The following is a 25440-nucleotide window of genomic DNA, read 5'->3' as shown; positions in this document are numbered from 1 at the left end:
CATTGATTAAATAAATGACGGCATTAGAAAAGCAAAACCCACTGCAAATGAAGGGAGGCAGTGGGTTAAGGTGTCCTATCTCAGATGAGATAGAGAGTATACAGGCTTACTGAGTAATGTCAGCGCCGAACCATTTTTGAGAGATTTTCTCTAGAGTACCGTCAGCACGCATTGCTGCAAGCGCTTGGTTTACTTCAGCTTGAAGCTTTTCACCCTTTTCGTTATCAACGAATGGCCAAGCGTTTTGAATGGTTTCGAATGGTTGGCCAGCAAGTTCTAGCGGCAGGCCTGTTTTCTTGATCAGTTCAAGTGCTGATAGGCGATCCATGATAAACGCATCAGCGCGACCTAAAGCAACATCGTGTTCGATACCTGTATCGTAAGTTTTGATGTTGATCTTGCCATCTTTATCGTAAGCACGCAGCAATTGCTCAAAGTTTGAACCAAGGTTTACTGCTACTGTTTTACCCGCAAGGTCTTCGATGCCCTTAATGCTATCGTTACCTTTGCGAATGGTGATTTGAGCACCGTCTACCACGTATGGGTCAGCAAAAAGGTATTTTGCTTTACGTGCATCAGTCATAGTGATTTGGTTAGAGATAGTATCAATGCGACCTGTTTCTAGAAGACCAAATAGACCAGAAAAGTTAGCTGTCACATATTCTACGTTGTAGTCGTTGCGTTTGCCGATTTCATCCCATAGATCGACTTCAAAGCCTTGTAACTTATCTTGCTGAACAAAGGTAAACGGGAAGTAACGACCCGACATGCCAACTTTTACATCAGTAGCAGCTTGTACAGTAGCCGCAGAAAGCGCGATAGCTGCAACGGCAGCCTTAATCCAGTTTTTCATTTTACAACTCCACATGATTATGGGGATAAATACTACTGTCAGTTTAGTTGATTAGATAAATAACCAAGAGAAATAAACTAGAAACTAGAGTAATAAGCTGTCTATTTTTCCATCAGTGGTGGAAATTATTGGTGAATAAAGACACAAATCAGCCTGAAATCAAGCGCAAAGAAATTCCTTAATTCACAGACTTATCACCAACCCAAAGATCAAGCCAATATTGGAGATATGTGGATCAATGTGTGAGTAAAAATGGGGCAGGTTGTGAGGATCCATCGAATAATGTCGAAAATATTGTGAATAACTTGGATCTTATTCACTGGATCGTCGATCATTTGCTGGCGATCTTGGTTATCAACAGGTAAAATTGCCAATCTTTTCAGATCAATTACTTCGAGTGGGGGCACCGTGTCATCTTCGCTTTGGTTGCAATGTTTGCAACAGCTTCAAGAAGAGCTACCAGCAACTGAATTCAGCATGTGGGTTCGTCCGTTACAAGCGGAGCTCAATGACAATACGCTCACTTTATTTGCCCCAAACCGTTTCGTATTGGACTGGGTACGTGACAAATATCTAAACAACATTAATCGTCTGTTGCAGGAATACTGTGGTAACGACGTACCAAGCCTACGTTTTGAGGTAGGTAGCCGTCGAGTGGCTGCGCCGACCCCTGCACCGAAACGTACACCTGCGGATGTGGCGGCAGAATCCTCTGCTCCTGCGCAACTTCAAGCACGTAAACCTGTTCATAAAACTTGGGATGATGATGCTCAAGCGATTGCTGACATCAACCATCGCTCAAACGTTAACCCAAAACATAAGTTCACCAACTTTGTTGAAGGTAAATCAAACCAGTTAGGTTTAGCGGCGGCGCGTCAGGTGTCTGATAATCCTGGTTCAGCGTACAATCCGCTATTTTTATATGGCGGTACAGGTTTAGGTAAAACACACTTATTGCATGCGGTAGGCAACGCGATTGTTGATAACAAGCCCAATGCAAAAGTGGTTTACATGCACTCTGAGCGTTTTGTTCAAGATATGGTTAAGGCACTACAAAATAACGCGATTGAAGAGTTCAAGCGTTATTACCGCAGTGTCGATGCACTTCTTATCGATGACATTCAGTTCTTTGCCAATAAAGAGCGTTCACAAGAAGAATTTTTCCATACCTTCAATGCCTTACTGGAAGGTAACCAACAGATCATTTTGACTTCTGACCGCTATCCGAAAGAGATCAGTGGTGTAGAAGATCGTCTTAAATCGCGTTTTGGTTGGGGTCTAACGGTTGCGATCGAACCACCTGAACTAGAAACTCGCGTCGCGATCTTGATGAAAAAAGCGGAAGATCACCAGATTCACCTCGCTGACGAGGTTGCCTTCTTTATCGCTAAGCGTTTACGTTCTAATGTTCGTGAGCTTGAAGGGGCATTGAATCGCGTTATTGCAAACGCCAATTTTACCGGTCGTCCAATTACTATCGACTTTGTTCGTGAAGCGCTTAGAGATTTGCTCGCGTTACAAGAGAAGTTAGTTACCATTGATAATATTCAAAAAACGGTCGCTGAATACTACAAGATTAAAGTCGCGGATCTGTTATCTAAGCGCCGTTCTCGTTCTGTTGCGCGCCCGCGCCAACTTGCTATGGCTCTTGCGAAAGAGCTGACTAACCACAGTTTGCCAGAAATTGGTGATGCATTTGGCGGTCGTGATCATACGACGGTACTTCATGCATGTCGTAAGATTGAGCAACTGCGTGAAGAGAGCCACGATATTAAAGAAGATTACTCGAATTTGATTCGTACCCTTTCTTCTTAATTCGCAGTATCCTTAGCAACGAAATAACCAACGAATTCGGATAAGAGCATCCTATGAAATTTTCCATTGAGCGTAGCCACCTGCTTAAACCTCTTCAACAAGTCTCAGGTGCGTTAGGTGGTCGACCAACATTGCCAATTTTAGGCAACCTACTGTTAAAAGTAGAAGATAACGTGCTATCGATGACGGCGACGGATCTTGAAGTTGAGCTGATTAGCCGTGTGACATTGGAAGGTGAATTTGAAGCAGGCAGCATTACCGTTCCTTCTCGTAAGTTCCTCGATATCTGCCGTGGTCTTCCTGATGACTCGGTGATTACTTTTGTGTTGGAAGGTGATCGCGTTCAGGTTCGTTCTGGGCGTAGCCGTTTTTCTCTATCCACACTTCCTGCGAATGATTTTCCAAATATTGAAGATTGGCAAAGTGAAGTTGAGGTATCACTGACGCAAGCTGAGTTGCGTGGTTTAGTGGAAAAAACGCAGTTTTCTATGGCAAACCAAGATGTGCGTTACTACCTCAATGGTATGTTGTTTGAAATCGATGGTACCACCTTACGTAGTGTTGCGACGGATGGCCATCGTATGGCGGTATCGCAAGTTCAGCTAAGTGCTGATTTTGCACAAAAACAGATTATCGTTCCGCGTAAAGGTGTACTGGAGCTGGTTAAATTACTTGATGCACCAGAGCAGCCTGTTGTTTTGCAGATCGGTAGCTCTAATGTTCGTGCAGAGGTGAATAACTACGTATTTACTTCGAAGCTCGTTGATGGTCGTTTCCCTGATTACCGACGCGTCATGCCACAGAGTACGACCAAAACACTTGAAGCAGGCTGCGATGAGTTGCGTCAAGCTTTCTCTCGTGCCGCTATTCTATCGAACGAAAAATTCCGTGGTGTTAGAGTGAATCTTGCTGATGCGGAAATGCGTATTACCGCAAATAACCCAGAACAAGAAGAAGCTGAAGAGATGTTAGATGTCAGCTTTGAAGGTGAACCTATCGAGATTGGTTTTAACGTGAGCTACGTTCTCGATGTGCTTAATACACTTCGTTGTGAGAAAGTACGAGTGTCAATGTCGGATGCCAACGCCAGTGCGTTGATTGAAAATGCCGACGATGACAGTGCGATGTACGTGGTAATGCCAATTCGACTCTAGCATGCCGCTTTCACGTCTTATTATTCAGCAATTTCGAAACATTAAAGCCTGTGATATTGAACTATCAGCAGGCTTTAACTTTCTTATTGGGCCCAACGGAAGTGGCAAAACCAGCATTCTTGAGGCCATCTACCTGCTTGGGCATGGTCGCTCTTTTAAGAGTTCTCTGACAGGCAGAGTGATTCAAAATGACTGTAATGAGCTCTTTGTTCATGGGCGTTTTTTGAACTCGGATCAATTTGAGCTACCAATTGGCATTAATAAGCAGCGTGATGGCTCAACAGAGGTTAAAATAGGCGGTCAGTCTGGACAAAAGTTGGCACAACTGGCACAAGTATTACCTCTGCAGTTGATCCACCCTGAAGGGTTTGATTTGCTGACCGATGGTCCTAAACATCGCCGTGCATTTATTGACTGGGGTGTGTTTCATACCGAGTCTGCATTTTATGATGCATGGGGTCGTTTCAAGCGTCTCAACAAGCAAAGAAATGCGTTATTAAAAACAGCAACCAGTTATCGAGAGCTGAGTTACTGGGATCAAGAAATGGCTCGTTTGGCTGAGAATATTAGCCAGTGGCGTGCGACATATGTCGAGCAAATGAGGGTAAAGGCTGAAGAAATTTGTCAGACATTCTTACCCGAATTTGAGATTCAACTGAAGTATTATCGTGGATGGGATAAAGAGACGCCATACCAAGATATACTGGAAAAAAATTTCGAGCGTGATCAAGCATTAGGGTACACATTTAGTGGTCCTAATAAAGCGGATTTGCGCATCAAAGTGAATGGCACACCTGTTGAGGATGTGCTGTCACGTGGTCAGTTAAAGTTGATGGTTTGTGCATTGCGTGTGGCGCAGGGACAACATCTTACTGAAATGACTGGCAAGCAATGTATCTACTTAATTGATGACTTTGCATCTGAATTAGATAGCCAACGTCGTAAGCGCCTAGCGGATTGCTTGAAAGCGACGGGGGCTCAAGTTTTTGTAAGTTCTATTACTGACAGTCAAATTGCAGATATGCAAGACGAAAATGGCAGGATGTTCCATGTGGAACATGGCACAATAGAGCAAAATATATAGCGGAAGAAAACTCATGTCTGAAAATTACGATTCATCGAGTATTAAGGTACTAAAGGGTCTGGATGCGGTTCGTAAGCGTCCTGGTATGTACATCGGCGACACGGATGATGGCACCGGTCTGCACCACATGGTTTTCGAGGTGGTGGATAACTCAATTGATGAAGCGTTAGCAGGTCACTGTAAAGACATCATTGTGACAATTCATGAGGATAACTCAGTTTCTGTAAGCGATGATGGTCGTGGTATTCCGACAGAATTGCACCCAGAAGAGAAAGTCTCTGCGGCTGAAGTTATCATGACAGTACTTCATGCTGGTGGTAAGTTCGATGATAACTCGTACAAAGTTTCGGGTGGTCTACACGGTGTAGGTGTTTCAGTAGTAAACGCCTTGTCAGAAAAAGTAACGCTAACGATTCATCGTGGCGGTCATATCCATACGCAAACCTATCGTCATGGTGAGCCTGAAGCGCCACTAGCAGTTATTGGTGATTCAGATAAAACGGGTACGAAGATCCGTTTTTGGCCGAGTGCAGAGACTTTTACTAACACGGAATTCCACTACGATATTCTCGCTAAGCGTCTACGTGAGTTGTCTTTCCTAAACTCAGGTGTCTCGATTAAACTGATCGACGAGCGTGAAGAAGATAAGAGTGACCACTTCATGTTTGAAGGTGGTATCCAAGCATTCGTTGAGCATCTTAACACCAACAAAACCCCAATCATCGACAAGATCTTCCACTTCGACTTCGAACGTGAAGATGGCATTGCTGTTGAAGTTGCGATGCAGTGGAACGATGGCTTCCAAGAGAATATCTACTGTTTCACTAACAACATTCCTCAGCGTGATGGTGGTACGCACTTGGCCGGCTTCCGTGCGGCATTGACTCGTACCCTGAACACTTTCATGGACAAAGAAGGCTTCTCTAAGAAGGCAAAAACAGCGACATCGGGAGATGATGCTCGTGAAGGTCTAACCGCTGTTGTTTCGGTTAAAGTTCCAGATCCGAAATTCTCTAGCCAAACTAAAGACAAGCTGGTCTCTTCTGAAGTGAAGTCTGCGGTAGAGTCTGCAATGGGCGAAAAACTGTCTGAGTTCCTAGTTGAGAACCCAGCAGAAGCGAAGATGGTTTGTTCTAAAATTATCGATGCGGCCCGTGCTCGTGAAGCGGCGCGTAAAGCTCGTGAAATGACTCGTCGTAAAGGTGCGTTAGACCTAGCAGGTCTACCTGGTAAACTGGCAGACTGTCAGGAAAAAGATCCAGCTCTGTCTGAACTCTACATAGTGGAGGGTGACTCGGCAGGCGGCTCCGCAAAACAAGGCCGTAACCGTAAGAACCAGGCTATCCTACCGCTTAAAGGTAAGATCCTGAACGTTGAGAAAGCACGTTTCGACAAAATGCTTTCTTCTCAAGAAGTTGCAACGCTTATTACCGCTCTTGGTTGTGGTATTGGTCGTGACGAGTACAACCCAGATAAACTGCGTTACCACAACATCATCATCATGACCGATGCTGACGTCGATGGTTCGCACATTCGTACGCTTCTATTGACCTTCTTCTACCGTCAAATGCCTGAACTCATTGAGCGTGGCTACGTGTACATTGCTCAGCCACCGCTATACAAAGTGAAGAAAGGTAAGCAAGAGCAGTACATTAAAGACGAAGATGCGATGAACCAGTACCAAGTGTCACTGGCTCTAGATAGCGCGTCTCTACATGTGAATGCACAAGCACCAGCATTGTCTGGTGAAGCGCTAGAGAAGCTAGTTCAGCAGTACAATGCGGGTATTAAGCTGGTGGATCGTATGAGCCGTCGCTACCCACGCGCACTGGTGCATGAGCTTATCTACGTACCACGTTTAACGGCAGAGCAATGTAATGACTCGGCTGCTGTAGAAGCTTGGACGAAAACTCTCGTTGAGCAGTTGAACGCGAAAGAAGTCGGTGCTAGCCAATACAGCTTCGAAGTGGAACAGCATGCAGAGCTTGGTCTAAGCCTACCTAAGATCATTGTACGTACTCATGGTGTGACGCACGAACATGTACTCAGTATTGATCTGCTTAACTCTAAAGAGTTCGGAAAACTTGCGACACTGTCTGAAGCACTAGACGGTCTCATTGAAGAGGGCGCTTACATCAAACGTGGTGAGCGTACTCAGCCTGTTGCTAGCTTTGTTGAGGCTCTAGAGTGGTTAATTAAAGAATCTCGTCGTGGTCTTAGCCTACAGCGTTACAAAGGTCTAGGTGAGATGAACCCAGATCAGCTTTGGGAAACCACAATGGATCCAGAAACGCGCCGTATGATGCAAGTAACGATTGAAGATGCCGTAGGTGCTGACCAATTGTTCACAACTCTAATGGGTGACCAAGTTGAGCCGCGTCGTAACTTCATCGAAGAGAACGCACTGAAAGTAGCTAACCTAGACGTTTAGTATCTTTGATACTTCGCTCTTTGGCTTAATTTCTGTGTCAGGGGGCTCTTCCTTGAACTAAAGCTAAATAGCTTTGTTTCAATTAATTTAAAGCACTGTCCATTGGACGGTGCTTTTTTGTTTTTGTAAGTAATTGAAAAACATTGGATTGAAAAATATTTGAAAACAATCCCTTGAAACTAATTTACCCCAACCACATATCTATTGTTGAAGAGGAAAGCTGTCTTGCTCAAGAGAGAAGAAACAGAACCTCTGGACTCGCTGTAAGGTATCGCTCAAGAGAGGATGACCTAAAGGCACACAATTTAAAACTTGATTCGTTGCTATGTCCCCGTGCTTAGACCTAACAGAGGTAGCCAGAGGAATAGTGAATGAGTCCCTTAGTCGGCAAGGCTCCGATCATAGTATCGAACCACGCAAACTCACGACTAAGACTATTGCTTACTAAAAGGATAGCACTATGAGAACTGTAGATTTCACTCCACTATACCGCAATGCAATTGGCTTCGATCGTCTGTTCAACATGATGGAAGCGAACTCTTCGAAGAACTCTTCTGGTGGTTACCCTCCATACAACATTGAGCAGCAAGACGATAATCACTACCGTATTACTATGGCTGTGGCGGGCTTTGCTGAAGAGCAGTTAGATTTAACTCAAAATGACAACATGCTGATCGTCAAAGGCGAGCGTAAACCCGAAGAAGAGAAAAAATACGTTTATCAAGGTATTGCAGAGCGCGATTTCGAGCGTAAGTTCCAGCTAGCAGACTATGTAAAAGTTGTCGGCGCGAGCATGGAAAATGGTCTTCTCCACATTGATCTTGAACGCGAAATCCCTGAAGCGATGCAACCACGTAAGATTGCTATTAATGGTCAAAAACTCATTGAAGGTTAATATTCCGTCTCATAAATGAGAGCTGAGAGTGAAAGAGCGCCTATAAGCGCTCTTTTTTATTGCTCTCAATTCCATCCATCAGTAGTTTCTGCGCCGACAATTAATAAACTTGGAAAATAGAATGAAAAAAGTGGTATTGGCAGCGTTGATTGTTGCTGTCTCTGGTTGTTCTAGCTTAGTTGCACCATTGGCTACAGATTATGTCGCATCAAATGGTGAAACAATTCGAATCGCTTATGCTAACCCTGAAAAATCGGCGAACTGTACACTTAAAGGTCAGTCTGCTTACAACCCTAACTCGCAAAGTATCATGGGGATCGTGTCATTAGGCCCTGACAGTATGGATGCTGAACAAAAGATTAACTCTACTTTTGGTGAAGAAGCGGCGGCACTGGGTGCTAACTATATTAATCGCGGATTTGCGGGCTCTTCTACATTTGGCGGCGTTTATCAGCGTTCTTCTACGGTAGAAGCGACCTTCTACCAATGCGAACATATTAGCGCAATTTAAACGAAAACAGCCCAAAGCTTAGCTTTGGGCTGTTTTACTTCTGATTAAATTAAGCCTCTTGATAGGCTCGCGCCACTTCTTCAGCGATAATATTGATACCTTTCTGCATCATCTCGTCATCCTGCACATAGTTCATGCGTAAACACTGGTGAGCGTGTTCCCAGTCATCTTCTTGGCCGATAAAGAAATACTCGCCAGGTACAATCAATACCCCACGTGCTTTAAGACGCTGATAAAGTTCCATGGTAGTGATTGGAAGCTCATCAAACCATAACCAAAGGAAAATAGCGCCTTCCGGTTTATGAATACGAAAACGCGGATCGGTAATTGCGTTTTGCAGCAGTTCAACGGCGCGAAGTGACTTTTGTTGGTAGAAAGGTTTAATGACTTCTGAACTGAGTTTCAGTAAGTTACCTTTTTCAATCATATGATGAGCGATCGCCGGTCCAATGCTCCCCGGTGCTAAACTGATAATGCCGTTCATATTCGTCATTGCTTGAGTGATTTCTTCATTGGCGATGACAATTCCACAGCGAACACCCGGTAGACCTAGTTTTGATAGGCTCATACATAAGATGGTGTTCTCATTCCAAAATGGCTGTACATCTTCGAAGATGATATTTGGGAATGGTAGTCCGTAAGCGTTATCGATAATCAGCGGAATGTTGTTTTCACGTGCGAGCTTGTCCAACTTGTGAATTTCTTCATCCGTTAGAACATTACCTGTAGGGTTAGTCGGGCGTGATGCACAGATAGCCGCCACGGATTCATCAACCTTAAGTTGCTCAAAGTCGACGTGATACTTGAATAGGCCATTATCGAGCAATTCTATCTCTGGGTGGTAAGAGATAAAAATGTTCTCATCAACCCCAGCATCGCCATAGCCAATATACTCAGGAGCCAAAGGCAGCAGAATTTTTTTGTGGGAACCATCTGGCTGTTGACCTGCGAGCAGGTTAAATAAGTAGAAAAAACCACTTTGACTGCCATTTGTCAGACTGATGTTCTTCTCGCTGATATCCCAACCATAAGTCTCTTTCAATAAGTTAGCGAGTGCTTTAACAAATGCATCTTTGCCTTGTGGACCATCATAATTGGCCATGGCTGCGATCAATTCGCCACTGGCGAGCATCTCTTCACTGGTTTGGCGAAAGTCTTCGAGCATAGCTGGAATCGCGGCTGGGTTGCCTCCACCGAGCATAATGGCTCCTGGGGTACGCAGACCATCATTTAAATCATCCATCAATCGTGTGATACCAGAATACTGATTAAATTTTTCACCAAACTTCGAGAATTGCATTTGTAGTTATACCTAATTCATTGTGATTGCTTTAAGTGTAATGAGTTACTAGAAACAGCTAGTAAAGCGAATAATCCTTGAACATACCTTAATGTGAGTACAACGCAAAGAGCCAATCTAAGCATGGCAGAAAATAATTTACTTTTTGATCACAAATCCAGTCTCATTGGATCGATGTTTGGAGTGTTGCTGTGAGCAATCTGTTGCGAGTTCGCTGGAAGGTAAAGAAAAAAAAGGGAAGCAATTGCTTCCCTTAGTCTTGGTGATTTCAATCGATTCTTACGATTAATGCTTACTTCTGTAGTAGTGAGATATCAGCAATTTGCAAGAATAGGTTACGTAGATTGTTCAGTAGCGTTAGACGGTTTGTCTTAAGCGCTTCATCATCCGCCATAACCATAACGTTATCGAAGAACGCATCGACAGGTTCACGTAGGTCTGCAAGCTTGCTTAATGCTTCTTGGTAGTTACCTGTCGCAAACGCTGGCTCAAGAGCTTCAGTCATCACTTCTACGCTTTCAGCTAGTGCTTTTTCTGCGTCTTCTTGGAGAAGAGCTAGGTCGATCTCTGCTGCTAGTTCACCATCAAATTTAGCAAGGATGTTGCCTACACGCTTATTCGCTGCTGCGAGTGCTTCTGCCGCTTCCAACTCACGGAAGTGAGATACCGCTTTAACACGTTGGTCAAAGTCTGCTGGTTTGGTTGGACGACGCGCGAGTACTGCTTGAATGATATCGACGCTAAAGCCTGCATCTTGATACCAAGCGCGGAAACGACCCAACATGAACTCGATAACATCTTGCTCAACGTTGTCATTGGTCAGCTTGTTACCAAACTGGACTTTTGCTTCGCGGATAAGATCAACGAGGTCTAGGTTGTAGCCGTTTTCAACGATGATACGCAGTACACCTAGAGAAGCGCGGCGAAGTGCAAATGGGTCAGAGCCTTTAGGTGCTTGGCCAATACCAAAGATACCGACGATAGTGTCTAGTTTGTCCGCCATAGCGACTGCTGAAGAGATACCTGTGCTTGGTAGGTCGTCACCAGCAAAACGAGGCATGTATTGCTCATACAGCGCCAGTGCAACTTGTTCGTCTTCACCGTCATGCTTGGCGTAATGCATGCCCATAACTCCTTGAGTATCGGTAAATTCGAATACCATTGAAGTCATTAGATCACACTTAGCCAATAGACCTGCGCGAGTTGCTTTTTCAACATCAGCGTCGATCTGCTTAGCGATGTAGCCAGCAAGAGCGGTAATACGGTCAGTTTTGTCTTTGATCGTACCAAGTTGCTTTTGGAAGATAGCTTGCTCTAGCTCAGGAAGACGGTCGATAAGAGGACGCTTGCGGTCAGTGTTAAAGAAGAATTCTGCATCCGCTAGACGTGGACGTACAACCTTCTCGTTACCTTCGATTACGTAGCGAGGCTCTTTTGATTCGATATTTGATACAAAGATGAAGTTTGGTAGCAGTTGCTTGTTTTCATCGTATACAGGGAAGTACTTTTGGTCACCTTTCATGGTGTAAACCAAAGCTTCAGAAGGCACTTTTAGGAACTTTTCTTCGAACTTTGCAGTAAGTACAACAGGCCACTCAACAAGAGAAGTTACTTCTTCTACTAAGTCGTCTTCTAGATCGGCAATACCACCAACGGCTGCTGCTGCTTTTTGTGCGTCAGCAAGAATGATCGCTTTACGTGCTTCGTAATCTGCCATTACTTTACCGCGTTCTTCTAGAATCGCTGGGTATTGCTCTGCAGAGTCGATAGTGAACTCTTGTTCACCCATGAAGCGGTGACCACGGATAGTACGGCTTGACGCAACACCAAGGATTTCACCTTCGATCAGATCCGAACCCATAAGCATGGTTAGTGTTTTCACTGGACGGATAAATTGTGTTGCTTTATCGCCCCAACGCATTGGTTTTGCGATTGGTAGATCAGCAAGAGCTTTAGCAGCAAGTTCCACAACGATTTCTGAGGTTGCTTGGCCTTTTACTTCTTGTTTGAACAGTAGCCATTCACCCTTGTCCGTGACCATGCGCTCAGCTTGGTCAACTGTGATACCACAGCCGCGAGCCCAGCCTTGTGCTGCTTTGGTTGCGTTACCTTCAGCATCGAAAGCAGCAGCAACAGCAGGGCCACGCTTTTCAACGACTTTGTCTGCTTGACCTTCAGCCAGTGCTGACACTTTAAGAGCTAAACGACGAGGAGCGGCATACCATTTCACACCTTGGTGTTCAACGTCTGCACCTTTTAGCTCCGCTTCGAAGTTTGCTGCGAACGCTTCTGCTAATGTACGAAGTTGCGTTGGTGGTAGCTCTTCTGTACCGAGTTCAATTAGAAATTCTTTAGCCATGATTACTTCTCCTCACCTTCTTTTTTACACATAGGGAAGCCAAGCGCTTCGCGAGATGCGTAGTAGGCTTCTGCAACTGACTTAGTCAGGTTGCGGATACGAAGGATGTAACGTTGACGCTCAGTTACAGAGATTGCTTTACGTGCATCAAGTAGGTTGAAGGCGTGTGCCGCTTTCAGGATGCGCTCGTAAGCAGGTAGAGGAAGAGGTTTCTCAAGCTCCAGTAGTTGCTTAGACTCTTTTTCACACTGATCGAAGAAGCTAAATAGGAAATCTACGTCTGCGTGTTCAAAGTTGTACGTAGATTGTTCAACTTCGTTTTGGTGGAAGATATCACCGTAAGTGACTTTGCTACCGTCTGGAGCAACGTTCCACACTAGATCGTAAACTGAGTCCACTTCTTGAATGTACATAGCTAGACGCTCGATACCGTAAGTGATTTCGCCAGTTACTGGTTTACACTCAAGGCCGCCCACTTGCTGGAAGTAAGTAAACTGAGTCACTTCCATGCCGTTTAGCCACACTTCCCAACCAAGACCCCATGCACCTAGTGTTGGGTTTTCCCAGTTATCTTCTACGAAGCGGATGTCGTGAACTAGCGGGTCGATACCAAGAACTTCAAGCGAGCCTAGGTACAACTCCTGAATGTTATCTGGAGATGGTTTTAGAGCTACTTGGAACTGATAGTAGTGCTGCAGACGGTTCGGGTTTTCACCATAACGGCCATCGGTTGGACGACGTGAAGGTTGAACGTAAGCTGTCGACATTGGCTCTGGGCCAAGTGCACGTAGACATGTCATTGGGTGAGAGGTGCCTGCACCTACTTCCATATCTAGAGGCTGAACGATTGTGCAGCCATTTTGTGCCCAGTAATCCTGCAGCGCGAGGATCATTCCCTGGAAGGTTTTGATATCGTATTTTTGCATAGTAATTCGCGCGATTCTTGTGTCTAAAATTGATAAAAAATAACAATCAAGTATACCCAGATATTAGGCATGGGAGTAGAGGTAATCTTGACTAATTCATAGGCAAAAATCCCCTTTAATAGAATTTTTCTGCCTTATCTAACCAAATTTTCCTAAAAGGGAGTTTATTTGTAGTTTCCTACTTGAGAATCGGCAAGGGGATCGATAGAATTCCGCTGTCTTTGGGGAGTAGCTTACCTATTTATCAACACTGGGATAGTAGGTTCGTTCGTCAACATAATTGATGCAAAATCATCATGGCGTTCGAGACGAGTAGTGACAGATAACAATCAAAAACGTCACTCGTGTTTAGCAAGACCTTAGACAAATCATCATGAACCGGGGTGGGGCATGAGGTTTGTCTTTGGTTAAAAATAATCCCTACCTCAAAAGAGCATGTCGTGAGCGTTTTAGCTATTTCTATTACCACCGTCGCACTGGCGGAAATCGGTGATAAAACTCAATTATTGTCACTCCTGTTAGCGAGTCGATACCGTAAACCTATACCCATTATCGCAGCCATTTTTCTTGCCACCATTGCCAACCACGCGTTAGCAGCATGGCTAGGTGTTGTCGTTGCTGATTATCTTTCACCGGAAGTTTTAAAATGGGTGCTGGTGGTCAGTTTCGTTGCTATGGCCGCTTGGGTACTGATTCCAGACAAACTTGATGACGATGAAGAGATTTCGAATCGAGGACCTTTCATCGCCAGTTTTATTGCATTTTTTGTCGCTGAGATCGGAGATAAAACGCAAATCGCAACCTCAATTTTAGGTGCGCAATATGCGGATGCTCTGAGTTGGGTTGTTCTTGGCACCACCATAGGTATGCTTTTGGCCAATGTGCCTGTGGTACTGATCGGTAAACTGTCAGCAGACAAAATGCCACTGGATTTGATCCGAAAAGTGACCGCTTTGCTATTCATCGCCTTAGCGACTGGTGCTGCAATTTACTAGTAGTTTGCTAAGGATATGGTGTTAAATATCAATAGCTAGCCTTTAGAATGCGTCAGTTCAAAGTATCGATTGAAATCGTTCGTAGACGTGATCGCTGACATATTAGTGTCATGTTTGTCATGGTAATTTAACCATGTGAATGATAGCGAGAGGGCGATATGATGCTTACACGTTATACGGGGATCACCCCTAGAAGTCAGAGTTACTTGTTCACCTTTGGCCTTGTGTTGTGTTTGCTGGCTTTGGTGCTAACGGACATGTGGTTGCCCATTGTTGCGGGTACGTTCATTTTGACTGGATTGACGGTTGAGGCTTGGATTCGAGTCGCTCACATAATACCGATGCATGAAGAGATGCGTGCCATGAGAAAGCAGATCAATAAACTTCAGGCTGAAGTTCACACCATAGAATACGACGAATAAAGTAGCGGCTGCCCTAGGGCAGCCGTTTTTTCATCTCTTGCTAATGGCCTCTATGCCATTCCTTTCTTAATTAAATATAGGTATGGCAGTTGTTCTGTCTGAGAACCGATTAACTGATGATCCATAAAGCGGCAGAAACTGGGAATGTCACGGGTCGTTGATGGGTCATCGGCTTTAACAAGCAGAACCTCACCATCTTGCATGTTTCGAATTGTCTTCCTGACCATCATCACTGGCTCTGGGCAGCGTAGTCCTTCTGCCTCTAATGTTTGATTTGCCTGCTCGATATTGAATGTCATGGTCGTATCTTTGGTTACCTAATTTGGCCTAGATAATACTAGTGAAGAAAAAATATTCAATAACCCCTTGGCAAATGGATCATTTTGTTTTAACTTAGTTAACAAGTTGGTAACATTTGAACGAGGGAGCTATTATGTTGACAGCATTAGATCGGTTAACAATCTATTCAGTGTTGTGCTTTATCTCTTTCTGCGCTCTTGTTTTACGTTCACCAGCAGAATCGTCTTCGTTTATGCCGCTACTCGGCATGGGTGCGACGGTTGTAGGGATCTGGCTCGAGATGCATCGCTGGCCGAGCGCATCTGAAGAGCAAGAGAATGGATGATTGCGCTTCCAACGGTCATTCATTTCTGTCACTACGCTCAACTACATTCCGACACTATCCCCAGTTTTCTTGGGCTTCCCCGCTGAAAAGCGGGATTTTTTTTGCCTGAAAAAGGTACAATTGCAGACACCTTTTCAAAAAATGATGGTTAAACGTGGAATTAGAAGACATTTATCGTCGTGATCTTAGCTTGTTGGTGGCGCTTCGTGTTCTTATCGAGGAGTGCAGCGTCAGCAAAGCGGCAAACCGCCTTAACCTCAGTCAATCGGCTATGAGTCGAGTTCTGGGGCGTTTACGTGAAATGCTCTCCGATCCACTGTTTACTCGGCAAGGTCAGCACTTGATCCCAACTCAAAAAGCGCTGGAAATCGATCAGGCTTTGGGTGAACCTCTCGAATCTCTTCGTCAGCTGTTGTCACCATTAGAGTTTGAGCCAAGGAGCTGCGATCAGACGTTCAATATAGCGACCACAGATTACGCGATGCAAACCATACTGCCCTTTGCTCTACCGCGAATCTATCAAGAAGCGCCGAATGTTTCGTTTAACTTCCTACCTCTGCAACATGACAGACTCGCTGATCAACTGACTTATCAAGGAGCAGACTTAGCCATCTGCCGACCTATTGGCCCAGTCGAACCGCTACGCAGTGAAATTCTTGGAAGGGTAGGTGTGCTTTGCTTGCTCTCAAAACAGCATCCTTTAGCAGATAAAGAGATGAGCCTATCGGATTATTTGACCTATCCGCATGCGATGATCGCGATCAGTGATGGCGTTAAGGCACTGATTGAGCAGGCTTTGATTGATCAACCTGAGCGGAAAATGGTGTTAAGGGCATATCATCTTGAGGCGGCGTTGGCGATTGTGGATACCATGCCAATCATTATTACCGTGCCTGCTGATTTGGCGTACTTAGTTGCTGAACGGTATGATTTGCTCATCAAGCCGTTGCCGTTTCAGTTTACGCCCTTTGATTATTCAATGATTTGGCATCCCCGCTGTGAACATTCACCTTCTCAGGAGTGGCTGCGTGGGATAGTTAAAGAAGAATGTAGTCGTTTAATTGCCAAGCGAATAGAAGATATTGGGTTAGACTAGACAGGCAGAATCAATAAGAGCCAGCATTACAGGTGCTGGCTCTTTGAGTTTTGCTGCCGCTAAAGTTTGATCACCACTCGACCTGTTACTTGACCATTGGTGATATCTTCAGCGTATTTTGGTGCATCTTGAAGCTCAATCTCTGTACATGCTTGTTCAAAGTAGCTTTCTGGAAGGAGCTCAACCAGTCTCTCCCACGCCGCAATACGTTTTTCGGTTGGGCACATCACCGAGTCAACGCCTTGTAGACGTACGTTACGTAGAATAAACGGCATGACGGTTGTTGGTAGGTCGAAGCCGCCAGCAAGCCCACATGCTGCTACAGCGCCGTTATAATCCATTTGTGCAAGAACTTTCGCTAGCACCTTACTGCCTACGGTATCCACCGCACCCGCCCAAACTTGTTTTTCTAGTGGGCGCGCAGGTTCTTCAAATTCCGCTCGGTCAATGATTCGGCTAGCGCCAAGTTTCTCTAGTAGTGGACCATTTTGTTCGACACGTCCGGTGACAGCTGTGACTTGGTAGCCCAACGCTGCCAGCAGCGATACCGCAACCGAGCCAACACCGCCACTCGCACCCGTTACTAGTACTTCACCGGACTCTGGTGTGATGCCGGCATCAAGCAGAGCTTGCACACACAACATACCAGTAAAACCTGCGGTTCCTACCATCATGGCTTTTTTGCTGTCGATACCTTTTGGCAGTGGGACTAGCCAGTCTGCTTGTAAACGAGCACGCTGAGCCATGCCACCCCAGTGGTTTTCACCCACACCCCAGCCGGTGAGTACAACTTTGTCACCCGCTTGGTAGCGATTGTCTTCAGAGCTGACAACGGTTCCCGCCATATCAATACCAGGCACCATTGGAAAATTACGAATAATTTTGCCTTTACCAGTGATAGCCAAACCATCTTTGTAGTTGAGAGATGAGTAATCGACATCGATTAGGACTTCACCTTGAGGGAGTTGTGATTCATCGATTTGCTCGATGGAAGCAATAGTGCGTTTGTCTTCTTGGTTTAGGATCAGTGCGTTAAACATTTGTCGTCTCCACCACGGGCAGCAATTAAAAAACAGAATTGAGTGTAGACCTAAATAAGGTATGACTAAAATGAAACTTTAGCATTATATCTATGCGTATCACGCATTCTGTCCAATAAGCAGACAGTTAGTGTTAGCGGTTGAGAGCGAAAAATCGCTAAAGCCAAATAAAAAAGCCTCTTACTGAAAGCAAGAGGCTGAGTATTGAGGGTATCCTGACTAGGAAAGGAAGAACTTATACGACGGGTTGTCGGTTTCGTCTTTGCACTGATAACCCAATTCACGCAGATGAGCTGAGAATTGAGAGAGATCTGACTCATCCAATTCAAAGCCACACAGTACTCGACCATAGTCAGCACCATGGTTGCGGTAGTTGAACAGGCTAATATTCCAGTGTGTTCCTAGGGTACTTAAAAATTTAAGCAGAGCGCCGGGGTACTCAGGAAACTCAAAACTATAGAGACGTTCTTTCAGTGGTTTAGATGGCTTTCCACCAATCATGTAGCGAATATGCAGTTTTGCCATTTCGTCATCTGACAAATCAACCACTGGGTAGCCGCCGTTACGTAGATCATGAATGATATGTTCTAACTCTTCTTGACCACCCTGCAGACGAACACCGACGAAGATATTCGCTAAAGAATCATCATTGTAACGGTAGTTAAACTCAGTGACGGCACGGCCACCAATTAAGTTACAAAATTCGAAGAATGCCCCTTGGCGTTCAGGAATCGTGACAGCTAGCAGGCCTTCACGTTTTTCACCAAGTTCGCAACGCTCGGAGACGTAACGCAGACCGTGGAAGTTAGTGTTTGCGCCTGATAAAACGGTTCCAAGGTTTTTACCCTTGAGTTCATTCTTTTCTGCAAATTTCTTTAGTCCAGCCAGAGCCAGTGCACCAGAAGGTTCGGCAATCGCACGGGTATCCTCAAAGATATCTTTTACCGCAGAGCAGATTTCATCGCTGGATACCGAAATGTGTCCATCAATGTATTTTTGGCAAAGGCGGAATGTCTCTTCTCCGATACGTTTTACGGCTACGCCGTCAGCAAACATACTCACTTGATCTAAGACGACAGGCTCTCCTGCGTCTAGAGCGGCTTTCAGACAAGAGGAATCTTCTGGTTCAACAGCAATGACTTTTATCTCAGGCATCAGTTGTTTGACTAAAACAGCAACGCCCGCAGCAAGACCACCACCACCAACAGGGACAAAGATGTAATCGAGATGACCATTTTGTTGCAGCATCTCCATTCCAATTGTTCCCTGACCAGCAATGACCAAAGGGTGATCAAACGGAGGAACAAAGGTGTAACCATGCTCAGCCGACAAACGTTCAGCTTCCGCTTTAGCTTCATCAAAGTTGCTACCATGTAGAACCACATTGCCGCCAAATCCGCGCACCGCTTCTACCTTGATATCCGGTGTCGTTTTAGGCATGACAATGGTCGTTTTTATGCCTAGTTTCGTACCCGATAACGCCATGCCTTGTGCATGGTTGCCGGCCGACGCAGCGATCACCCCTGCGGATTTCTGTTCATCGTTCAAACTCGCGACCATATTGTACGCACCTCGCAGTTTGAACGAGTGTACTGGTTGGCGGTCTTCACGTTTAATTTGAACGTTATTGCCAATACGAGCCGAAAGACGAGGCATATCCTGAAGTGGCGTAACGGTCGCCACTTCGTAAACTGGAGCTCTTAAGATCTGGCGCAGATAGTCTGCGCCAGTTTGTTGCGTAAGCGTCATAAGCTAGCCCTCTAGCTTAGATTTATCTCGTACCGCACCTTTGTCAGCACTGGTCGCCATACTCGCGTAAGCTTTTAGTGCAAATGATACTTCACGTTGACGATCAACTGGTTTCCAGCCAAGTTCGTCTTGTTTTGCACGGCGCTCAGCAAGTTCCTGTTCTGAAACCTCAAGAGAGATTGAACGGTTAGGAATATCAATTGCGATCATATCGCCTTCTTTTACCAGACCGATAGCACCACCATTGGCCGCTTCAGGAGAAGCGTGACCGATGGATAGTCCTGATGTTCCGCCTGAGAATCGACCGTCAGTCAGCAGGGCACACTCTTTACCTAAACCCATAGATTTGAGGTAAGTCGTTGGGTACAACATCTCTTGCATACCAGGGCCACCTTTAGGGCCTTCGTAGCGAATAATGACCACATCGCCAGCTTTCACTTTGCCGCCCAGAATACCCTCAACGGCATCTTCTTGGCTTTCGAAGACGACAGCCGGACCGGTAAATTTAAGGATGCTTTCATCCACCCCTGCTGTTTTTACGATACAACCATCGAGAGCGATGTTGCCTGAAAGAACGGCTAAGCCACCCTCCTGACTGAAGGCATTTTCTTTCGTGCGGATACAACCTTCTTTGCGGTCATCATCTAGACGATCCCAACGGCAATCTTGCGAGAATGCTTTAGTAGTACGAATGCCTGCAGGACCCGCGCGGAAGAATTTTAGAACCTCTTCATCTTCGGTCTGCATGATGTCGTACTTGGCCAACTGCTCTTTCATAGAAAGACCGAGTACGGTACGTGCATCGCTGTGTAGCAGTCCAGCGCGGTCAAGCTCACCAAGGATAGCCATTACACCACCAGCGCGGTGCACGTCTTCCATGTGGTATTTCTGCGTAGATGGCGCCACTTTACATAGATGTGGTACCTGACGAGATAGGCGGTCGATGTCTTCCATATCAAAGTCAACGTCACCTTCTTGTGCAGCCGCCAATAGGTGCAGGATGGTATTGGTTGAACCACCCATCGCAATGTCCAATGCCATCGCATTTTCGAATGCGTCAAAGGTCGCGATATTACGTGGTAGAGCCGAGGCGTCATCGTGTTCGTAGTAACGTTTTGTCAGTTCAACGATACGTTTACCAGCGTTGATAAATAGTGCTTCACGGTCTGCGTGAGTCGCGAGCATTGAGCCGTTACCTGGCTGAGATAAGCCTAGAGCTTCAGTCAGACAGTTCATTGAGTTAGCTGTGAACATACCTGAACATGAACCACAGGTTGGACACGCTGAACGCTCGATCTGTTCGCTTTGTTCGTCAGAAACTTTCGGGTCAGCACCTTGGATCATGGCATCAACAAGGTCTAGTTTGATGATTTGATCAGAAAGCTTGGTTTTACCCGCTTCCATAGGGCCGCCAGAGACGAAAATTACAGGGATGTTGAGGCGCATTGACGCCATTAGCATCCCCGGAGTGATTTTGTCACAGTTCGAGATACAGACCATGGCATCAGCACAGTGAGCATTGACCATGTATTCTACTGAGTCAGCAATCAGTTCACGTGATGGTAGCGAGTAGAGCATGCCACCGTGACCCATCGCGATGCCATCGTCTACCGCGATCGTATTAAATTCTTTAGCGATACCGCCTGCTTTCTCAATTTCACGAGCGACTAACTGACCCATGTCTTTAAGGTGAACGTGACCTGGTACAAATTGAGTAAATGAGTTCACTACCGCAATGATTGGCTTACCAAAGTCTTCATCTTTAACACCGGTCGCACGCCATAAAGCGCGCGCACCCGCCATGTTGCGTCCATGAGTGGTGGTTGCTGATCTATATTTAGGCATCTTACTACTTCCTTATTTTGCCGGTGCGTTCTCTGGGTAAACGTAATCTAGCCAACCCCATTTATCTTCAGTCGTACCGTTGAATAGGCCGAAGTAAGCTTCTTGCAGCTCTTTAGTGATAGGGCCGCGTTTACCGCTACCCACTTCAATTTTGTCGATCGTCGCAACAGGAACGATTTCTGCGGCGGTACCTGTCATGAATACTTCGTCTGCAAGGTACAGTGCTTCACGAGCAATGTTAGCTTCACGCACTTCGTAACCACGATCGCGAGCGATGGTCATGATGGAGTCACGAGTAATGCCTGGTAGGATAGCGCTGGTTGCTGGTGGAGTGCAGATCACGCCATCTTTAACCACAAAAATGTTTTCACCTGCACCTTCAGATAGGTAACCATCAACGCTGAGTGCGATGCCTTCAGCATATCCGTGGCGACGAGCTTCACCACCAACCAGTAGAGAAGAAAGGTAGTTACCACCAGCTTTTGCTGCGGTTGGAATGGTATTTGGCGCAGCGCGGTTCCAGCTAGAAATCATGGCATCTACACCTTTTTCTAGCGCATCTTCACCTAGGTAAGAACCCCAAGGAAACGCAGCAATGATAAGCTCCATCTCTGTGCCTACAGGTGGACAAACACCAAGGCCAACGTTACCCACAAAACCGAGTGGACGGATGTAAGCGCTGTCTAGTTTGTTTTGACGCAGAGTATCACGCGTTGCTTCCATGATTTCTTCAATCGTGTATGGAATCGGGAAACGGTATATTTTTGCTGAATCTTTCAGACGCTTCGCATGCTCTAGATGACGGAAGACAATTGGACCATTTGGTGTGTTGTAGCAGCGTACGCCTTCAAATACTGAAGTGCCGTAGTGCATCGCGTGAGTCAAAACGTGTACGTTTGCCTCCGCCCAAGGAACCATCTCACCATTAAACCAAATGTAATCTGCTGTTTTTGTAGCCATTATTGCCTTCCTTATGCACAAATCTTTTGTTGTAAGTTGTTATTTGGTAATTCATCTCGCGCAATTTGCGTGACTTCAACGGTGCGCACGTCCCAAAGCTTCTCGATCTGATTGGTTAGGAACGAGATTGGGCGGTCGCTATCAACGATGATCTCTACGCTGGCGATTTTGCTTTCGTGGTTTTGTGTGCCTGCCACCTGTTTAACAGTGAAGCCACGATGACGAACAACGCGAAGTACACGTTCTAGCAGAACGGGTTTGTCGTCTGCTTTAATGTCGATTAAGTATCTTTCCATGTTATGTGTTCTCCAGCATGTCATTGTTTGATGCACCTGGTGGTACAAGTGGCCAGACATTCTCTTCCTCATCGATTAAAACATGAAGAAGGTATGACGTGTTACTTTCTAGCATCTCTTTTAGTGCTGGCTCAACTTCTTCTTTCTTGGTGATGGTTTTACCAGGAATATCAAAGGCTTTGGCTAGCATTACAAAATCAGGGTTATCATCTAAGATAGTTTCGCTGTGGCGGCCATCGAAAAACAATGATTGCCATTGGCGCACCATGCCTAAGCGTTGGTTGTTGAGTAGTACGATTTTTACAGGAATTTGGCGACGTTTTAGTGTTCCAAGCTCCTGCACGTTCATCATAAACGAACCATCACCCGTAATGAGAATAGACTGATCAACAGGACGAGCTACTGCGGCGCCCATTGCTGCTGGCAAGCCAAAGCCCATGGTGCCAAGACCTGCCGAAGTGATGAAGTTCTGCGGATCACGAGGCTGAATATGCTGAGCTGCCCACATTTGGTGTTGACCAACATCTGTTGAAACAATCGAACTATCTGGCATGAGGTCAGAAAGCTGCTTGAGTAGTCCCGGTGCGTAGATCAGATCACCAGGGTGGTCATAGCGCCACTTAAATCCACTGCGCAGACTTTCACTGTGTTTAACCCAAGGCGTAATATCTTGAGTCAGTTCAAGATGAGGAAGAACGGCTGGAATCTCTGCACGAACTGGAGCGTTTGCTTGGCGAAGTTTATGAATTTCAGCTGCATCGATATCGATATGGATAACTTTGGCATTGGGAGCGAAAGTGTCTAGCTTACCAGTAACACGGTCATCGAAACGTGCGCCAACGGCAATCAGAAGGTCACACTCTTGAACAACAAGGTTTGCAGCCTTGGTTCCGTGCATCCCTAGCATACCTAGGTAATGTGGATCGTGACGCTCGATAGTGCCCAAGCCTTTAAGTGTACTGACTGACGGCATAGGGTTTAGACGCAAGAATTCGCGCACGGCGTTGGTTGCGTGACCTAGTTGTACGCCACCACCAACATAAAGAACAGGACGAGAACTTTGTGAAAGAAGCTCCTGAGCTTTAGCTATTGCTTCTTGGCTGGCAACGGGCATTGCAGGTGGAGTAAATGGTGGTAGTAGCTCAACAGGAGCTTGCCCAAGCTGTACATCTTTAGCGATATCCACGATCACAGGGCCTGGGCGGCCAGTTTTAGCTACTTCAAATGCTTCGGCCAATGTGGGGGCCAGTTCATTGATGTCGGTAACGAGATAGCTGTGTTTGGTACAGGATAGTGACATTCCTATGACATCCATTTCCTGAAATGCGTCAGTACCAATGTGCGAACTCGCAACCTGACCAGTAATGGCAACTAGCGGAATAGAGTCCATGAAAGCATCGGCCAAACCTGTCACTAAGTTTGTAGCACCGGGACCTGAAGTGGCCATGCATACGGCGACACTTTGTGTTGCTCGAGCCATACCAATTGCAGCCATTGCTGCACCTTGTTCATGGCGACAGAGGATATGTTCAACGCCACCATCATATAGTGCGTCATAGATTGGCATAATGGCACCGCCAGGGTAACCAAAAACGGTTTTGATTCCTTGCTGTTGTAGAGCAGCTACGACTAGCTCTGCACCTGTCATCCTCTACCCCCTCGGCTGTCCTTATCTTGATGTTGTGTTTTATTGCACGTCATGTGCGCTCCCATTCTTCCTGCAAGCTCTATTAATGAGCTTTAAATTTATGTCAGCCAAATTTTTCAGCGTACTAATTGTAAAAAAACCCCCGGACTTTGCAGTGCGGGGGTTTTTTCTATTCTGTGGTTATCTTTCGCCCACTAGACCCCGCGCGGTGTCAATAATGACCACGATAATCAGGGCAATCAGTGCGTTAGTGCGGGCGTTAAAGTTCATCTTATTTTCTATAGTTATGTGTGCCGAATAGGGCACGAAAATGTTTGCGTCTCTAGTGGTAACATACATATCCGTTAAATGACAAGCAAAAACTCATTCTTTTTTCACATTCTCTCAGCATCTAGCCAAGCTATATAACAACCTTGATAAGAAAATGAACTAACTATCAGGGGGATAAATAATGAGCATCTACAAGATGGATTCACTATGGGATTAGCCATTATTCACAGTCGAGCGTGTGTGGGGGTTGAAGCACCTTCGGTGACAGTCGAAGTACATATTAGTAATGGTATGCCCGGTTTTTGTTTGGTTGGGTTACCCGAAACGACGGTTAAAGAATCACGAGATAGAGTTCGCAGCGCCATTGTGAATTCACGCTTTGAGTTTCCAGCGAAACGAATTACGGTGAATCTTGCTCCCGCCGATCTTCCCAAAGAGGGAGGGAGATTTGATTTGCCCATTGCGTTGGGTATCTTGGCCGCTTCAGAGCAAATACCTACCGTCGCTTTATCTGAGCGAGAATTTATTGGTGAATTGGCACTGTCAGGTGAACTGAGATACGTCAAAGGTGTTCTACCTGCTGCTTTAGCCGCCAATCGTGTTAAACGTAGCTTAGTTGTACCACATCAAAATGGTGATCAAGCGGCGTTGGTTGGGGCGGAACGGCATAAATCAGCTCGCAGTCTACTAGAGGTGTGTGCAGACCTTTCGGGTCAGCAACCCTTGTCTCTTCACCAAAGCGAATACCAGGATAGTCAGTCGTATTTACAGCGTGACATGCAGGACATTATTGGTCAGCAACAAGGCAAACGCGCCTTGGAAATTGCCGCTGCTGGTAACCACAATTTGCTTTTTCTAGGCCCTCCCGGGACAGGCAAAACGATGTTGGCGTCGAGGCTGTGTGATTTATTACCCGAGATGTCCGATCAAGAAGCGTTAGAAACTGCTTCGATCGCTTCACTGACACAACAAGAGATTAATGTTCATAACTGGAAGCAGAGACCATTTCGCGCTCCACACCATACAAGTTCAATGGCAGCCTTAGTGGGAGGTGGCTCTATTCCGAGACCGGGTGAGATTTCACTTGCCCACAATGGTTTGTTGTTTCTTGATGAGACGCCAATAATCCTAATACCTATTTGCTGTCAGATTTGTGGTAATATAAT

General features: G+C 45.7%; 21 protein-coding genes, 1 pseudogene and 1 riboswitch. Of the genes and pseudogenes, 11 read left to right on the top strand and 11 right to left on the bottom strand.

The annotated features are described in order from the left end of the window. Positions 1-106: 106 nt before the first annotated feature. The gene (locus tag ACQEXP_RS15820) at positions 107-853 is read right to left on the bottom strand and encodes an amino acid ABC transporter substrate-binding protein (protein WP_269378267.1); all 747 of its coding nucleotides are present in this window, start codon (positions 851-853) and stop codon (positions 107-109) included. A gap of 408 nt (positions 854-1261) precedes the next feature. Between ACQEXP_RS15820 and dnaA the strand changes: the two genes are divergently transcribed. The 6 genes from dnaA to ACQEXP_RS15790 all read left to right on the top strand — a co-directional run bounded on the left by dnaA (position 1262) and on the right by ACQEXP_RS15790 (position 8743). Next, positions 1262-2668 (top strand): chromosomal replication initiator protein DnaA, encoded by a 1407-nt coding sequence (gene dnaA, locus ACQEXP_RS15815; protein WP_138972859.1) that lies wholly within the window; start codon positions 1262-1264, stop codon positions 2666-2668. A gap of 53 nt (positions 2669-2721) precedes the next feature. After that, entirely contained in the window at positions 2722-3822 is a 1101-nt protein-coding gene (dnaN, locus tag ACQEXP_RS15810) for a DNA polymerase III subunit beta (protein ID WP_269378268.1), read from the top strand. 1 nt (position 3823) lies between these two features. After that, positions 3824-4906 (top strand): DNA replication/repair protein RecF, encoded by a 1083-nt coding sequence (recF, locus tag ACQEXP_RS15805; RefSeq protein WP_269378270.1) that lies wholly within the window; start codon positions 3824-3826, stop codon positions 4904-4906. A 13-nt stretch (positions 4907-4919) separates the two neighbouring features. Then, positions 4920-7337, top strand: a complete 2418-nt coding sequence (gene gyrB, locus ACQEXP_RS15800) for a DNA topoisomerase (ATP-hydrolyzing) subunit B (RefSeq protein WP_426970895.1) — start codon at positions 4920-4922, stop codon at positions 7335-7337. 460 nt (positions 7338-7797) lie between these two features. Then, positions 7798-8232: an Hsp20 family protein gene (locus ACQEXP_RS15795; RefSeq protein WP_269378274.1), complete on the top strand. Its 435-nt coding sequence runs from the start codon at positions 7798-7800 to the stop codon at positions 8230-8232. A gap of 121 nt (positions 8233-8353) precedes the next feature. Beyond that, positions 8354-8743, top strand: coding sequence for a hypothetical protein (locus tag ACQEXP_RS15790; protein ID WP_269378276.1), 390 nt, complete (start codon positions 8354-8356; stop codon positions 8741-8743). Positions 8744-8792: 49 nt separating this feature from the next. On the opposite strand, the gene ACQEXP_RS15785 is transcribed toward ACQEXP_RS15790, so the two are convergent. From ACQEXP_RS15785 to glyQ, 3 genes are all read right to left on the bottom strand, one after another. Next, a complete protein-coding gene (locus ACQEXP_RS15785) occupies positions 8793-10043 on the bottom strand; it encodes a valine--pyruvate transaminase (protein WP_426970892.1) in 1251 nt (416 codons plus the stop codon). A gap of 292 nt (positions 10044-10335) precedes the next feature. Continuing rightward, complete coding sequence (glyS, locus tag ACQEXP_RS15780) at positions 10336-12402, bottom strand: glycine--tRNA ligase subunit beta (RefSeq protein WP_269378279.1); 2067 nt, start codon at positions 12400-12402, stop codon at positions 10336-10338. A gap of 2 nt (positions 12403-12404) precedes the next feature. After that, positions 12405-13328 (bottom strand): glycine--tRNA ligase subunit alpha, encoded by a 924-nt coding sequence (gene glyQ / locus ACQEXP_RS15775; protein WP_138972852.1) that lies wholly within the window; start codon positions 13326-13328, stop codon positions 12405-12407. A gap of 211 nt (positions 13329-13539) precedes the next feature. Then, positions 13540-13678, top strand: a riboswitch (yybP-ykoY riboswitch). 90 nt (positions 13679-13768) lie between these two features. Between glyQ and ACQEXP_RS15770 the strand changes: the two genes are divergently transcribed. Beyond that, positions 13769-14323 carry a TMEM165/GDT1 family protein gene (locus tag ACQEXP_RS15770; RefSeq protein WP_426970890.1) on the top strand — a complete coding sequence of 185 codons (555 nt, stop codon included), beginning with the start codon at positions 13769-13771 and terminating at the stop codon, positions 14321-14323. A gap of 161 nt (positions 14324-14484) precedes the next feature. Continuing rightward, entirely contained in the window at positions 14485-14745 is a 261-nt protein-coding gene (locus tag ACQEXP_RS15765) for a hypothetical protein (protein WP_269378323.1), read from the top strand. A gap of 50 nt (positions 14746-14795) precedes the next feature. On the opposite strand, the gene tusA is transcribed toward ACQEXP_RS15765, so the two are convergent. Further along, positions 14796-15044, bottom strand: a complete 249-nt coding sequence (tusA, locus tag ACQEXP_RS15760) for a sulfurtransferase TusA (RefSeq protein WP_138972849.1) — start codon at positions 15042-15044, stop codon at positions 14796-14798. A gap of 134 nt (positions 15045-15178) precedes the next feature. Between tusA and ACQEXP_RS15755 the strand changes: the two genes are divergently transcribed. Together ACQEXP_RS15755 and ACQEXP_RS15750 are read left to right on the top strand one after the other, a co-directional pair. Next, positions 15179-15370, top strand: coding sequence for a hypothetical protein (locus ACQEXP_RS15755; RefSeq protein ID WP_071985918.1), 192 nt, complete (start codon positions 15179-15181; stop codon positions 15368-15370). A gap of 154 nt (positions 15371-15524) precedes the next feature. Next, complete coding sequence (locus tag ACQEXP_RS15750; RefSeq protein WP_269378283.1) at positions 15525-16466, top strand: LysR family transcriptional regulator; 942 nt, start codon at positions 15525-15527, stop codon at positions 16464-16466. Positions 16467-16525: 59 nt separating this feature from the next. Here the strand turns inward: ACQEXP_RS15750 and ACQEXP_RS15745 are convergent, their stop codons facing one another. The 6 genes from ACQEXP_RS15745 to ilvG all read right to left on the bottom strand — a co-directional run bounded on the left by ACQEXP_RS15745 (position 16526) and on the right by ilvG (position 24004). Continuing rightward, on the bottom strand, positions 16526-17506 hold the full coding sequence (locus ACQEXP_RS15745; protein ID WP_331417326.1) for an MDR family oxidoreductase: 981 nt from the start codon (positions 17504-17506) through the stop codon (positions 16526-16528). 219 nt (positions 17507-17725) lie between these two features. Continuing rightward, entirely contained in the window at positions 17726-19255 is a 1530-nt protein-coding gene (ilvA, locus tag ACQEXP_RS15740) for a threonine ammonia-lyase, biosynthetic (RefSeq protein WP_426970887.1), read from the bottom strand. A gap of 3 nt (positions 19256-19258) precedes the next feature. Beyond that, positions 19259-21100 carry a dihydroxy-acid dehydratase gene (gene ilvD / locus ACQEXP_RS15735; RefSeq protein ID WP_426970885.1) on the bottom strand — a complete coding sequence of 614 codons (1842 nt, stop codon included), beginning with the start codon at positions 21098-21100 and terminating at the stop codon, positions 19259-19261. A gap of 12 nt (positions 21101-21112) precedes the next feature. Beyond that, the gene (ilvE, locus tag ACQEXP_RS15730) at positions 21113-22060 is read right to left on the bottom strand and encodes a branched-chain-amino-acid transaminase (RefSeq protein ID WP_426970883.1); all 948 of its coding nucleotides are present in this window, start codon (positions 22058-22060) and stop codon (positions 21113-21115) included. An 11-nt stretch (positions 22061-22071) separates the two neighbouring features. Beyond that, entirely contained in the window at positions 22072-22356 is a 285-nt protein-coding gene (gene ilvM, locus ACQEXP_RS15725; protein ID WP_171760864.1) for an acetolactate synthase 2 small subunit, read from the bottom strand. A 1-nt stretch (position 22357) separates the two neighbouring features. Then, positions 22358-24004: an acetolactate synthase 2 catalytic subunit gene (gene ilvG, locus ACQEXP_RS15720; RefSeq protein ID WP_426970882.1), complete on the bottom strand. Its 1647-nt coding sequence runs from the start codon at positions 24002-24004 to the stop codon at positions 22358-22360. A 477-nt stretch (positions 24005-24481) separates the two neighbouring features. Here ilvG and ACQEXP_RS15715 point away from each other — a divergent pair. Continuing rightward, positions 24482-25396, top strand: a pseudogene (locus tag ACQEXP_RS15715) (YifB family Mg chelatase-like AAA ATPase); the annotation flags it as partial. Between the last annotated feature and the right edge of the window lie 44 nt (positions 25397-25440).

It is taken from the genome of Vibrio sp. TRT 1302, assembly GCF_050113875.1.
Taxonomy (GTDB): Bacteria; Pseudomonadota; Gammaproteobacteria; order Enterobacterales; family Vibrionaceae; genus Vibrio.
Note: the sequence above shows the minus strand (reverse complement) of the source record. Positions and strands in the feature narration are given on the sequence as shown.

Bases quoted from the DNA above. Each gene is read 5' to 3' on its own strand.
- ACQEXP_RS15820 (WP_269378267.1), bottom strand. From the start codon at position 853: ATGAAAAACTGGATTAAGGCTGCCGTTGCAGCTATCGCGCTTTCTGCG.
- dnaN (WP_269378268.1), top strand. From the start codon at position 2,722: ATGAAATTTTCCATTGAGCGTAGCCACCTGCTTAAACCTCTTCAACAA.
- recF (WP_269378270.1), top strand. From the start codon at position 3,824: ATGCCGCTTTCACGTCTTATTATTCAGCAATTTCGAAACATTAAAGCC.
- gyrB (WP_426970895.1), top strand. From the start codon at position 4,920: ATGTCTGAAAATTACGATTCATCGAGTATTAAGGTACTAAAGGGTCTG.
- ACQEXP_RS15795 (WP_269378274.1), top strand. From the start codon at position 7,798: ATGAGAACTGTAGATTTCACTCCACTATACCGCAATGCAATTGGCTTC.
- ACQEXP_RS15790 (WP_269378276.1), top strand. From the start codon at position 8,354: ATGAAAAAAGTGGTATTGGCAGCGTTGATTGTTGCTGTCTCTGGTTGT.
- ACQEXP_RS15785 (WP_426970892.1), bottom strand. From the start codon at position 10,043: ATGCAATTCTCGAAGTTTGGTGAAAAATTTAATCAGTATTCTGGTATC.
- glyS (WP_269378279.1), bottom strand. From the start codon at position 12,402: ATGGCTAAAGAATTTCTAATTGAACTCGGTACAGAAGAGCTACCACCA.
- glyQ (WP_138972852.1), bottom strand. From the start codon at position 13,328: ATGCAAAAATACGATATCAAAACCTTCCAGGGAATGATCCTCGCGCTG.
- ACQEXP_RS15765 (WP_269378323.1), top strand. From the start codon at position 14,485: ATGCTTACACGTTATACGGGGATCACCCCTAGAAGTCAGAGTTACTTG.
- tusA (WP_138972849.1), bottom strand. From the start codon at position 15,044: ATGACATTCAATATCGAGCAGGCAAATCAAACATTAGAGGCAGAAGGA.
- ACQEXP_RS15755 (WP_071985918.1), top strand. From the start codon at position 15,179: ATGTTGACAGCATTAGATCGGTTAACAATCTATTCAGTGTTGTGCTTT.
- ACQEXP_RS15745 (WP_331417326.1), bottom strand. From the start codon at position 17,506: ATGTTTAACGCACTGATCCTAAACCAAGAAGACAAACGCACTATTGCT.
- ilvA (WP_426970887.1), bottom strand. From the start codon at position 19,255: ATGACGCTTACGCAACAAACTGGCGCAGACTATCTGCGCCAGATCTTA.
- ilvD (WP_426970885.1), bottom strand. From the start codon at position 21,100: ATGCCTAAATATAGATCAGCAACCACCACTCATGGACGCAACATGGCG.
- ilvE (WP_426970883.1), bottom strand. From the start codon at position 22,060: ATGGCTACAAAAACAGCAGATTACATTTGGTTTAATGGTGAGATGGTT.
- ilvM (WP_171760864.1), bottom strand. From the start codon at position 22,356: ATGGAAAGATACTTAATCGACATTAAAGCAGACGACAAACCCGTTCTG.
- ilvG (WP_426970882.1), bottom strand. From the start codon at position 24,004: ATGACAGGTGCAGAGCTAGTCGTAGCTGCTCTACAACAGCAAGGAATC.